Source organism: Natronoflexus pectinivorans, assembly GCF_004345615.1.
GTDB classification, from domain to species: domain Bacteria; phylum Bacteroidota; class Bacteroidia; order Bacteroidales; family Marinilabiliaceae; genus Natronoflexus; species Natronoflexus pectinivorans.
Genome location: NZ_SLWK01000009.1, coordinates 168102 through 180831 on the forward strand (window position 1 = coordinate 168102; position 12730 = coordinate 180831).

8 protein-coding genes are annotated in these 12730 nt (G+C 38.6%); 7 read left to right on the forward strand and 1 reads right to left on the reverse strand.

Annotated elements, in window-relative coordinates:
- Positions 1-17: 17 nt before the first annotated feature.
- Positions 18-2468, forward strand: coding sequence for a phenylalanine--tRNA ligase subunit beta (gene pheT / locus EV194_RS12285; RefSeq protein ID WP_132434334.1), 2451 nt, complete (start codon positions 18-20; stop codon positions 2466-2468).
- An 18-nt stretch (positions 2469-2486) separates the two neighbouring features.
- Here pheT and EV194_RS12290 read toward each other — a convergent pair whose 3' ends face one another.
- Entirely contained in the window at positions 2487-3629 is a 1143-nt protein-coding gene (locus tag EV194_RS12290) for a helix-turn-helix domain-containing protein (RefSeq protein ID WP_132434335.1), read from the reverse strand.
- Between the two features lie 365 nt (positions 3630-3994).
- Between EV194_RS12290 and EV194_RS12295 the strand changes: the two genes are divergently transcribed.
- The 6 genes from EV194_RS12295 (at position 3995) to EV194_RS12320 (ending at position 12349) form a co-directional block, all read left to right on the forward strand.
- Entirely contained in the window at positions 3995-4699 is a 705-nt protein-coding gene (locus EV194_RS12295; protein WP_132434336.1) for a tetratricopeptide repeat protein, read from the forward strand.
- Positions 4700-5780: 1081 nt separating this feature from the next.
- Positions 5781-6896: a DUF4221 family protein gene (locus EV194_RS12300; protein ID WP_165921886.1), complete on the forward strand. Its 1116-nt coding sequence runs from the start codon at positions 5781-5783 to the stop codon at positions 6894-6896.
- A gap of 321 nt (positions 6897-7217) precedes the next feature.
- Complete coding sequence (locus EV194_RS12305) at positions 7218-9446, forward strand: O-antigen ligase family protein (RefSeq protein WP_132434338.1); 2229 nt, start codon at positions 7218-7220, stop codon at positions 9444-9446.
- 552 nt (positions 9447-9998) lie between these two features.
- On the forward strand, positions 9999-10238 hold the full coding sequence (locus EV194_RS12310; RefSeq protein ID WP_132434339.1) for a hypothetical protein: 240 nt from the start codon (positions 9999-10001) through the stop codon (positions 10236-10238).
- Positions 10239-10306: 68 nt separating this feature from the next.
- Positions 10307-11341, forward strand: coding sequence for a hypothetical protein (locus EV194_RS12315; protein ID WP_132434340.1), 1035 nt, complete (start codon positions 10307-10309; stop codon positions 11339-11341).
- Positions 11342-11779: 438 nt separating this feature from the next.
- Positions 11780-12349, forward strand: coding sequence for a hypothetical protein (locus EV194_RS12320; RefSeq protein WP_132434341.1), 570 nt, complete (start codon positions 11780-11782; stop codon positions 12347-12349).
- Positions 12350-12730 lie beyond the last annotated feature (381 nt).

Here is a 12730-nt window from a genome sequence, read left to right on the forward strand (position 1 = left end):
AGATAACCGCTACTGGCATGGATATTTCATATAACTGGCTAAAAAACTACATCAATACCGATAAATCACCCTCTGAAATTGCTGCTGCATTAACTGCTTTGGGACTTGAAGTTGGCAGTATTGAAGAAAAAGAAACCGTTAAAGGAGGTTTAAAAGGACTGGTTGTTGGAGAAGTTCTTTCATGCCAAAGACACCCAAACGCTGACAAGCTTAGTGTAACCACGGTAGATGTGGGAACAGGTGAGCCATTGCCCATTGTTTGCGGAGCACCCAATGTTGCTGCCGGACAAAAAGTGGTGGTAGCTACAACCGGAACAACTCTTTACAGTGGAGATGAATCGTTCGTTATTAAGAAAACAAAAATACGCGGAGAAGCATCAGAAGGGATGATTTGTGCCGAAGATGAAATCGGACTGGGAACCAGTCACGATGGAATTATGGTACTGAACCCCGAAACAAAAGTTGGAACGCCCGCTGCTGAATATTTCAAAATTGAATCGGACACCATATTTGAAGTTGATTTGACACCAAACCGCATTGATGGAGCCTCCCACATTGGCGTAGCAAGAGATTTGGCGGCATCGCTTCAACTGACCGACTCTAATATTAAAGTAACAAAACCATCGGTTGACGATTTCAAAACCGATAATAACAATTATCCGGTAAAAATTACCGTTGAAGATGCTGAGGCGTGTCCGCGATACAGTGGCGTGACCATTTCCGGGGTGAAAGTTACTGAATCGCCCGACTGGCTTAAAAACAGACTCCTGAGCATTGGCATGACGCCCATCAATAACATTGTTGACATCACCAACTTTGTTTTGCATGAATGTGGCCAACCTCTGCATGCATTCGACGGAGACCAGATTTCAGGCGACCATGTGATTGTTAAAACCATGCCGGCAGGCACAAAATTCATCACCCTCGACGAAAAAGAGAGAACACTGCACGAAAAAGACCTGATGATATGCAACGAAACCGAAGGCATGTGTATTGCCGGAGTTTTTGGAGGCATTAAAAGCGGGGTTACCGAAAAAACCACACGCATATTTCTGGAAAGTGCCTGCTTTAACCCGGTATATATTCGTCAAACATCACGACGTCACCTTCTTTTCACCGATGCATCATTCAGATTTGAAAGAGGCTCCGACCCAAACATTACAGTTTATGCATTAAAACGAGCTGCACTTTTAATAAAAGAGATTGCAGGTGGTGAAGTATCGTCCGAGGTTGTGGATGTTTATCCAAACCCGGTGGCTGATTTTAAAGTAGATGTGAGTTGGAAAAACATCACCCGTTTGATAGGGAAAGTCATTGACCAGGCCTTGGTGAAAAAAATTCTGACATCCCTCGACATCAAAATCACCAATGAAACCGAAACCGGATTAAGCTTGGCAGTTCCGCCATACAGGGTTGATGTGCAACGTGAGGCCGACGTGATTGAAGAGATTCTTCGGGTCTACGGCTTCAACAATGTTGAAGCACCCACAACGGTAAACTCCACCATTGTTTATTCGCCACAGCCCAACCATCATCAGTTACGGAACGAAATATCCGCACAATTGGCCGGAAGCGGATTTCAGGAAATCATGTGCAACTCCTTAACAAAATCGGCCTATTACGATGATTGCACAGAGTTTTCTGCATCACGAACTGTTATTCTGGCCAACCCGTTAAGCAGTGATTTAAACGGCATGCGCCAAACGTTACTTTTTGGTGGATTGGAGACCATTCGTCACAATCGAAATCGCCAACATCCGGATTTAAAGCTGTTTGAACTTGGAAACTGCTATTTTTTGAAAGAAAACAGTGATGTTACTGTTCAGGAAAGTTACATTGAAGAACAACGCCTCGCGTTGTTCATGACCGGACATGTGGCATCTGCCAACTGGTATTCACCTGCAAAAAAAGCATCCTTTGCCGACATTAAAGCACATTCAGAAAATGTACTGTTAAAGATGGGTATTTCACCAGAAATGTGTCAGGTTTCAGGCATAACTCCCGAACTGCTTTCTGACGGACTGGAATATAAAATTGAAAATTCGGTGCTTTTAACCATCGGCATGGTTAAAACCAAACTACTGAAGGAGTTTGATATTGATGAAGCTGTGTTTTTCGCAGAATTCAACTGGGATAATCTGGTGAAAGCATCCGCTCGTCAGCAAATTACATACTCAGAATTGTCCAGATTCCCTGAAGTGAAAAGAGACCTTGCTCTGTTACTTGATGAATCTGTGCAATATGCTGCCATTGAACAAACAGCCCGAAAAACAGAGAAAAACCTGCTTAAGAGAATCTCCTTGTTCGATGTGTACGAAGGTGAAAAAATTGGCGCAGGAAAAAAATCCTACGCAGTGACCTTTGTGCTGGAAGACACATCAAAAACTCTTACAGACAAACAGATTGATAAAACTATGCAGAAACTAACCATGGCGTTTGAAAGAGAGCTGGGAGCAAAATTAAGGTAAACAAGAGACCAATAGAGTTTAACCCTTCAAAAACTTTCCGGGTGTGATGTCTTCAATTTGTTTAAATGCCCGGATAAAAGAACTGGCTGAGCCAAAACCCGATTCTGATGCAAGATAATCCAGAGAATAATCACAAGCTGGGTTGTCTTTCATCAGTTTCTTTGCATATTCAACCCTGTATCGGTTGATAAAGCCATTAAAACTCTCTCCAAACTCTTCGTTGATGATTCCGGAGATATAGGTGCGGTTGGTATTGAGTTTTTTGCAAAGCAATGTGATTCGCAAATCAGGCATGCGAAACAACTCCTCTTTAGCCATCAAATCAAGAATCATATCCTTTAGTAACTCACGCGTTGTGGTCAATTGCGGAAGAGAATCGGTCTCCTCAGACTCCTCCACCACATCCTTTACCGTAAATTGCTGAATACTTCCCTGGTAGCCAATTAAAAACAACAAAACAGAAAACAAGCCGGAAGGAATAATTAGCATTTCAGGATGATCCAGGAAGAAACCACGACCAATCACATTCACTGTTGAGCTGGTGATGGATGTGAATAAAAAAACCAGGCTCAATAACCTCACCCATATCAGTTGTCGGTTTTGCAGATTGCTGTAAAATTGTAATAAACGGTCATCATACTGACTCGCCAATCTATATCCTGAAACCAAATATAAGATTACCTGAAAGGCAAATACAATACGGCTGATAAAAAAAACAACAGCCATAAGGGAAACATTACCACCCATAAAAATTGTTTCACGATTTTGATAAATCAATACTTCACGGTAATAGACCATTTTATCTTCCTGTGAAGAAAAGTACATTAATACTGAAAGAATAGTGGCCAAAACAGCAGCTGGCGCAAAATGCCAAATATTGCGATAATTGATCTTAACATCTCGTGTTAACATCCTAACGTAACAATAATAAAGGGGGTAAACAGACAAAGAAGTAAAAAGATACAACGAGTCCAATGCAATATAAAACTCCTTATAACCAAGAAAATAAGAAGCATGAGTAAAAAAAAGCAAAGCAGAAAAAAACATAAACACCGACAAAACAAGTGCCGGAGGATTATTCTTTCGTCCTTTTAGAAGAAGTAAAATCGCCCATATTAAAGTGATATAAAATGGACTAAGTGCAGTTATAAAAAAAAACATTTTCCCATCTATTCTAAAATCACTTGCAATTTATGTAATATTAATCTAATTGTCATAAATTGATTACAAGGTTTATAAACAATAAGTGATTAAATCAGTTGAGAGGATTCCATATTCAAGAAAAATACACAGGTGGGATGGGTTCGCAGGTGTTTAATTTATGGTATAAGGTAAAGAGGTTAGGTATTTTTAGTTTATGCTTATAAAGTAAGAAAGATATACATTTGACAATAAGCATTAAACAAACACATTTTAACAATAATTAAGCTCCTCCTCTTTTTTGTAGTTTGCATATAAAAACGATTATTAACATATTTGCATTAGTGAATCGTATAACTAAGTATTGAGAACAACCCTAATCCCAAATGAAAGAAGGTCTCAAACATACGCAAACAATACTATCCCTGCTTCTGATTGCTGCCATGCTATCTACTTCTTTTTTGGCAACAAGGGGTTTCTTCAACGATTTGGTTACAGCTAAACAATATGGTCTCGAAGTTATATCTCTAATTGCAGGCGCTCTGTTTGTTGTTGCTTTATTATCTCAGAAAGAGATAAAATTCACAAAAACAGATTTGCTGGTAGTGCTTTTTGCTGTATGGTATGTTATAAATGAACTATACAACGTCAATAATTATGCTCCAATTTGCTTAATGATATTTAACCTTTTTCTATGGGGATGGGTTTACATGTTTGTCAGACAATTATCCGGAAATCTTCTGTTTGTATGGAGTGTCGCCATCGTATGCCGGATTGGAACTGATGCAAACAGCAGCCAAATCATACAAAATACCCTGGGCGACAACCATAAAGCCCTGGGCAATTACCCCGAAGCCGAAGCTGCATATACCAAAAGCGCCAACATGATTCCGTCATTACTATTACCTAAATATTTACTGGCCAAACTCTACTTGGAAAGCGGCCAACACCATAAAGCAAAAAAAACCGCCGAAGAAATCCTCAACAGCCCGGTCAAAGTTGAGTCCTCGGCGACTAGAGAGATTATGAATGAAATGAAGAATTTGGTAACACAGAGTGTCACTGAGAATACACAGAGAAACACGGAGTAAATTATAAGATAAAACTCAGTGAAACTCCGTGTCTCCACTGTGATCTCCGTGTAACCAAAAAAGGATAACACAGAGATACACTGAGAATGCACAGAGCAACACAGAGAAAATTATAAATCTCCGTGAAACTCCGTGCCTCCACCGTGTTCGCCGTGTAACAAAAACGGTAATACAGAGATAATTTAAAACTCCATGTAACCAAAAAAGATAACACTGAGATACACTGAGAATGCACAGAGCAACACAGAGAAAATTATAAATCTCCGTGAAACTCCGTGCCTCCACCGTGTTCTCCGTGTAACAAAAACGGTAATACAGAGATAATTTAAAACTCCGTGTAACCAAAAAAGATAACACAGAGATACACTGAGAATGCACAGAGCAACACAGAGAAAATTATAAAACTCCGTGCCTCCACCGTGTTCTCCGTGTACCCAACTGAGAAAAAGAAGAGGAAGCCCCTGTGCTCCTACGCCCATGCTTCCTCTTCCGACTCCCTCCAAACTTAAAAGAAAGGAGGTTAAGTGACAAAGATAAAGTTTTAAAACATATTTCGGTAGCCGATTTATTCGGTTACAAAAAATGTACCTTCAAGGCAGTGATGCATTTCAATTAAAAGTTTTAATTCAATAAGCTGTTTTAAAGCAGCTAATCTTTAAACAATTTATTTTTACAAAAATGAAGAAAAAGTTAATTTTTGCAATAGCGACAGGTTTTTTCGCAGTGGCAACTGTGTTAAATATGAATGTTTTACCGGGTCATAATGCCGGGGATGTTTCTCTGGATTCTATTGCTGTGATGGCACAGGCGCAGGGCGATGAGTCAAGTAACAAGTCGAGTAACAGGAGATGTGTCATTTGGGATGGTGAATGTTGGCCGACTCTTAGTGAAGATCCTGATTGGCCAGCATGCTCTGGGTGCTAATAGTTTTAATATAACATCATAGTTTTAGCAGCCGGTCTGACATAAACCATAACAGACCGGCTACCCTTTATAGTGGAAAAACTCCATGATTACTGTTTTAACATTTAATCGACCATAATTTATGATCACAAATACATATAAATTTTACGTACTAATCATGACATTTCTCTCCATTATGTCATGCAACAATAAAGCTATATTTATTGAGTCAAGTCAAAAACTATCAAAGCAGGACTCCCTTCTTTCAATTAAGATTCCTCCCAATTTCCACTCGCAAAGCAAATTCATTCAGGTTCTTGAAGAAGACAGTTCTAAAAACATACTTGCATATGGTAGTAATAACCAAATACATTTTTTCTGTTTAGAAAGTTTGAGTTTGCAAAAATCAACTTACTATCAGCAGTATGGCCCCGAGGGAATTGCAACTTATACGGGCTTCCATGTAATAAATATGGACTCTGTTGTCTTAACATCGCAAACTTCAGTTATATTGGCAGACACCTACGGTAAAATCCTCCAAAAATTGGATTTTATCGAATGGAACTCGCAACACACTAACCAACCATACCTCATTTTTGCCCCATCACGTGGGAGCAGGAATAGTGCGGTAAGAATTAATGATAATATATTTTTCTTGAGCTTTCAATTTGATCTTAAAAGTGATGATTTTAAAAACACGCCTATTGGCCTATATTACAACATCAAAGACAATAGTATGAATGAAGCGGAAATGAAATATCCTGAATTTCCTTCAAATTACACAAGCTTATCTCACAATCCTACGATGGCGATTAAAGATAATTGTTTAATATATTCATTTAGTGTTCTCGATGAAATCTATCTTTTTGATAAAACTAAAGGGGTTACTAATAAACAGAATTTTAGCAGCTTTAACAGAGTTAGTGTTAACAATATTTCTGATAGGAATAGTTTATATCATCAGATTAAAAGACCTAGATACTTATCAATTAAATATGATCCTTGGAATGATGTTTTCTATCGAATATTCTACCCAGGGTTTGAGGTGTCAGCGAATAACGATGATAGTTATTACTTTTCTTTGATTGCTACACCTCCTGTTTTTTCTGTAATAATAATAGATTCTGAATTTAACATCATTGGAGAAACAACCATGCCGTTTCAACATTATGATCCATATTCAAATTTCATAACAAAAGACGGGCTGTTTTTCGGTTTACACGAAAACCACCCAGAATTCGACCCGGATTATCTGAGGTTTGCAAGATTTACTGTTGAACTAATAAACCAATAGCATGAAGTTATCCGTATATAGCATATCGTTTATTTAATATTAGGCCTGTCCTGCGACTTTATTAGTCCTTAAACTTCTTATAGACCCACAAAACATCATCAACACAATACATCAATGAAAAAACTCAACTATAAACTATCAACATTAAACTTTGAACTTAAAACTTATAACATTAAACCTCAAACTTAAAACCTCTATCGTTAACAAACATTAATAAACATTAACAAAGAACACCCCCCAAATTTGGATATTAATACATAATTTATCATATTTGCATTAGTATTTCGTACTTTTAAATATTGAGAACAACCCTAATCCCAAATGAAAGAAGGTCTCAAACATACGCAAATTACGCTCCAGCTACTCCTGATCGCTGCCATGCTATCTACTTCATTTTTGGCAACTCAGGGTTTTTTCAATACGCTGATTATTTCCAAACAATACGGTCTCGAAGTTATATCTCTAATTGCAGGCGCTCTGTTTGTTGTTGCATTATTATCTCAGAAAGAGATAAAATTCACAAAAACAGATTTGCTGGTAGTGATTTTTGCAATATGGTATGTTATAAATGAACTATACAACGTCAATACTTATGCTCCAATTGGCTTAATAATATTTAACCTTTTGTTATGGGGATTGGTTTACATGTTTGTCAGACAATCATCCGAAAATCCTCTGTTTGTATGGGGCGTAGTCGTGGTGTGGATGGTTGTTGTTTTGCTGCAATCCGGTTTAGGGCTGATGCAATTGTATGGTTTGGAGAGGTCGTATCATGGATTGTTTAGAATAACAGGAACTTTTCACAATCCCGGGCCGTTTTCAGGTTTTGTTGTTAGCGGATTGCCGTTGGCTTTGGGAGTTATTTGTTACTTGGACAGTAACACTGAGAATCACGGATATAGCACGGAGGAACACAGAGGTATATATTTAAAGTGGTTCAATGTCACCATACCTTATAATACAATTGGCAAATATCTAATACTGGCATTGGCATGGATAACTCTGATTGCAATATTGCTGGTACTCCCTCCGGCACAGTCTCGGGCAGCATGGATCGCTGGTATTGCAGGCGGATTTTTTGTACTTACCGGACATCCCGCACTAATAGCTTTTAATGAGAATCTGAGAAACAGGTTTTTTTCATTAAGAAAACCCATACGCATTATGCTATTAACCGCCATTCTGCTACCCTTAGCCACAGTAGGTTTTGGCCTATATGCAATGAAAAAAGGCTCCGCCGACGGCCGTATGCTCATGTGGCAGGTTACCATCCAACTAATAAAAGAAAACCCCTTAACAGGTCACGGCACTGGTGCTTTCAATGCCCTATACATGAACGAACAGGCCAACTGGTTCGCATCCGGCAAAGGCACCGAAGCCCAGGCCATGGTCGCCGGCTCCCCCGAAGCACCCTTTAACGAACCACTTAAACTCTGGCTCGAAAAAGGACTAATTGCAATGCTATTGGCCGGAGGAATTCTTTACTTCATATTTTTCAAAAACATAACCCCCAACCATAAACTATCAACCATAAACTCTGATCATAAAAGCTCAACCCATCCCTCACCCCCTCACCCCCTGAAGGGGGAACTGCAAGCCCACAATCTAACACATAGAACCATTTCATCCTCCGAAGCTTCAGCGAAGGATGGAAACCTTGAACATAAAACCTCAAACTTTGAACTTCAAACCTCAAACTCTTCCCGATTCTCGGGACTACGCTTCGCTCCGAAACCATCAACTATAAACTATAAACCCCCAACTCACCCCCCCCAACCATCAAAAAACCATCAACTCAAAACCATCAACCCAAAACTCATAACCGGAATAAAAGGTGCGTTAATATCATTGCTAACCTTCAGCCTGTTCTCGTATCCATTCGACATCAGCACATTCATCCTGCAACTGGTTGTTCTTGTGGCGTTGTTGGCCGGAACAAATAGTCCTTTGTTTAAAATAACAGGCAAAAAAGTCATATTTCTGACCCTCCCCGTTACCGTAGTCTTAATAGCGGCCGCTATCCATTTCATACCACAACGACAAAATCATTACCAAGCCATGAAAACATGGCACGAGGCCGACCGCTTTTATAGTATGAGAAGCTACAACATAGCAGCCGAAGCCTACGCAGAAGCTTTCCCTGTTTTAAAAACCAACGGCCTCTTCCTGCAAATGTACGGCAAAGCTCTCAGCATGAATGAACAGTACCAAAAAAGCAACGAAATACTGGCAATGGCCCAGCAACGTTTCAGCAGCCAAATCATCCAAAACACCCTTGGCGACAACCACAAAACCCTGGGCAATTACCCCGAAGCCGAAGCGGCATTCACCAAAAGCGCCAACATGATTCCGTCATTACTATTACCTAAATATTTACTGGCCAAACTCTATAACGATAGCGGCCAACACCATAAAGCACAACAAACCGCCGAAGAAATCCTCAACAGCCTGATTAAAGTTGAGTCCTCGGCGACGAGAGAGATTATGAATGAAATGAAGAATTTAGTTACACAGAGTGTCACGGAGAATGCACAGAGAAACACGGAGTAAATTATAAGATAAAACTCAGTGAAACTCCCTGTCTCCACTGTGATCTCCGTGTAACCAAAAAAGGATAACACAGAGATACACTGAGAATGCACAGAGCAACACAGAGAAAATTATAAATCTCCGTGAAACTCCGTGCCTCCACCATGTTCTCCGTGTAACAAAAACGGTAATACAGAGATAATTTAAAACTCCATGTAACCAAAAAGGATAACACAGAGATACACTGAGAATGCACAGAGCAACACAGAGAAAATTATAAATCTCCGTGAAACTCCGTGCCTCCACCGTGTTCTCCGTGTACCCAACTGGGAAAAAGAAGAGGAAGCCCTCAGTGCTACCCCGCACCCGCTTCCTCTTCCGACTCCCTCCAAACTTAAAAGAAAGGAGGATTGAATGATGACGTAAAGATAATGGATTTAGAACACACAGTATTTTTTTACATGTGGTTTCGAAAATTGTACCTGCAAGGCAGTGATGCATTTCTATTAAAAGTTTTAATTCAGAAAGCTGTTTGAAAAGCAGCTAATCTTTAAACAATTTATTTTTATAATCATGAAAAAGAAAATAATTTTCGCAATAGCAACAGTTTTTTTCGCAGTGGCGACTGTGTTTAATATGAATGTTTTACAGGGTAATAGTGCCGGGGATGTGTCGTTGGATGCAATTGCGGTGATGGCACAGGCTTGGGGTGAAATTAATCCTGAGTGTCCAAATGGATGCTTCATTACTCCAGGATGGTGCTATTGTTATGGATTAAGAAATAATGAAGAAGCATATAGCTATTGGAATTAGGAATACATAGAGAAGGCTTTTTTAAGTCTTCTCTATGCAATATTATTAATCATTTAACTAAATAAACTATGCGACTTCATAAACATCAAATTATTATAGGATTATGCGCTATCTTTTTTTTCAGTTGTAACATCAAATCCCCAACATTCCAAGAGAAAGCTGAAACAGTTGTTTATGTTGGAGATAAAATTATTGATATAAAATCTAATTTGTTTTTTTCATTCGGTCATTTCTATATAATAGACAGCTTTTTAGTTATAAATGAAGCAGCTCCAAAGAATCCTGAAGCAATTCATTTTTTAGATATAAACAATTTTAAGCACATATTGAGTACCGGTACTATAGGGAGAGGCCCAGGTGAAATAACACGTATTGGAACTAATATCATAGACCACATGAACTCAACTATCTGGGTTAATGATTATGCAAATCATGTACGATGGAAGTTCCCTTTAGATAGCATTCTAAACAACAAAAACTTTCGACCTTCGAAAACAATTGAACTTAACCCTGATTTCTTTTTAAACGAAGGAGCCTTCATTGATGATAGTACGATAATTGGGAATGCCGTTATTCCTTTAAGTCCCAGCGAGGCTGAAATGCGTACTGCAATTCTTGATTTTAATAACAATAATATTACCAAATATGGCTATGAAAATTTAAATTTAACTGGCAGAAATACCTATGGATATTTTGCTCTTTCATTAAATGAGGGAGTCTATGTTACATGCTATATAAATGAAGATCTTATGATTTTATGTGACTTAAATGGAAAACTCATTTCACAAATCAAGGGGAGTGATATTAATAAGTCGAATTCAAGAAAGAACTACTTCATGGGTGTTGATTTTTACAAGAAATACATCATTGCTTCATATTTGGGGGCTGAAAGATTTGTTCAAAATAGTAATAAAGCAAAAAACTACATGGCTCCTTCCCGTTTTCTCATTTTTAATACAGAGGGAGAATATCTTAAAACCTTAGAAACAGCAAATGAGTTCTCAAATTTTATTATTGATGAACAAAATCAACGGATTATTATCTATTTTGATGACAGGGAGCATTTATTGGGATACATTGATTTGTCAGAGATTTTATCTTGAACGACATCCAAAGGTCTTGATTTTAACTCGGTGAACTTGATATCTTGCAAAAGTTTAGCATTACATTAATTAAGTTAGTTTATACAACCACAATAGTTCGTTAAATTATGACATAAAACATTGATATTCAGCAAAATAAATAGTTAAAGCAATTGGTTATGATCCTGATAATCTGCAACTTAATAGATTCTCCAATCTATAAAAAAGTTATGACTATCAGGGATCAGAAAATCTTACAAAGAACTAATAAACAGCATGTTAGAAAAGCTACCTAATATCAATCAATGGAGGAAAGTGCTTGTTGTTGAAACACTTATCCTATTTATGTCCAATCGAGGGCGGATTAACTTTCCCCGTTAGCGCGAGTTTGCAACTCGTGCACTCATTAGTCCATAAATATTTTACTTTTTAAAAATCATCAAACAACCCAAAATATCAATGAAACAGCACCTATTCCCATATATACTAATAATCTTGCTAACCTCCTGCTCCCAACCTTCCCAAACCGAGCAGGAGCTAAGAGAAGCACTAAACACAACCCTCAAAATTGATATGTTCGAAACCATACAACACCACGATTCGCTCATCACAATGCAACAGTTGCGTGAGAAATACAGTCATCTGTCGGTGGTGTATATGCAGGATGGTTGCAACCCCTGCTACCCCAAATTTGTGGAGTGGCATCAAAAAATGGAGGAGATGGATGAAGTTCCCGGGCATACGGTTCTCTTTGTTATTCAAACAGAAGAGTATAATAGCTTTCTGCGTAAAGTCAGGTCATTGGGAGAGACCATCAATGAAAGGTATTACATCATCATCGACCCCGATCATCAGTTTTTTATCAACAATAGCCTCCCAAACTGGATTATGAACAGTTCCCTTTTAATAAATAAAGAGAACAAAATAAAAATGGTGGGGGCACCGTGGATAAATGAAGATATGAAACGAGTCCCGAGGCTTCGGGACGAGTTCCATGTGGCCATTAAAAAACAAATTATATACACATAAAAGAGCTATTTTATAAAACGGTTGCCAGTGAGCAGTGAGACGGAGATGAAGCGTAGCGGAATTCCGCACAGCGGAACCGGTAATCGGAGACCGAAGACCGGAATTGAAGCGTAGCGGAATTCCGCACAGCGGAACCGGAAAGGGGAAGGGTGGCATGGTGACATGGTAACAGGGTAACAGGGTGGAAAATCGGAAACCGGAAACCGGACAGCACCTCAACTATAAACTTGTGCCGTCCTGAAATAGGTTGACCGTTTTTGAACGATTTTTAAAACAATTCAAAAACTGAAACTTATGAAAAATAGACGGTCACAATTTAAGTTAAAGTCAAGACGTTATTTTAGTGAAGATTTCAAAAAACAAAAAGTCCATGAAATTGTC

Bases quoted from the DNA above. Each gene is read 5' to 3' on its own strand.
- pheT (WP_132434334.1), top strand. From the start codon at position 18: ATGGATATTTCATATAACTGGCTAAAAAACTACATCAATACCGATAAA.
- EV194_RS12290 (WP_132434335.1), bottom strand. From the start codon at position 3,629: ATGTTTTTTTTTATAACTGCACTTAGTCCATTTTATATCACTTTAATA.
- EV194_RS12295 (WP_132434336.1), top strand. From the start codon at position 3,995: ATGAAAGAAGGTCTCAAACATACGCAAACAATACTATCCCTGCTTCTG.
- EV194_RS12300 (WP_165921886.1), top strand. From the start codon at position 5,781: ATGACATTTCTCTCCATTATGTCATGCAACAATAAAGCTATATTTATT.
- EV194_RS12305 (WP_132434338.1), top strand. From the start codon at position 7,218: ATGAAAGAAGGTCTCAAACATACGCAAATTACGCTCCAGCTACTCCTG.
- EV194_RS12310 (WP_132434339.1), top strand. From the start codon at position 9,999: ATGAAAAAGAAAATAATTTTCGCAATAGCAACAGTTTTTTTCGCAGTG.
- EV194_RS12315 (WP_132434340.1), top strand. From the start codon at position 10,307: ATGCGACTTCATAAACATCAAATTATTATAGGATTATGCGCTATCTTT.
- EV194_RS12320 (WP_132434341.1), top strand. From the start codon at position 11,780: ATGAAACAGCACCTATTCCCATATATACTAATAATCTTGCTAACCTCC.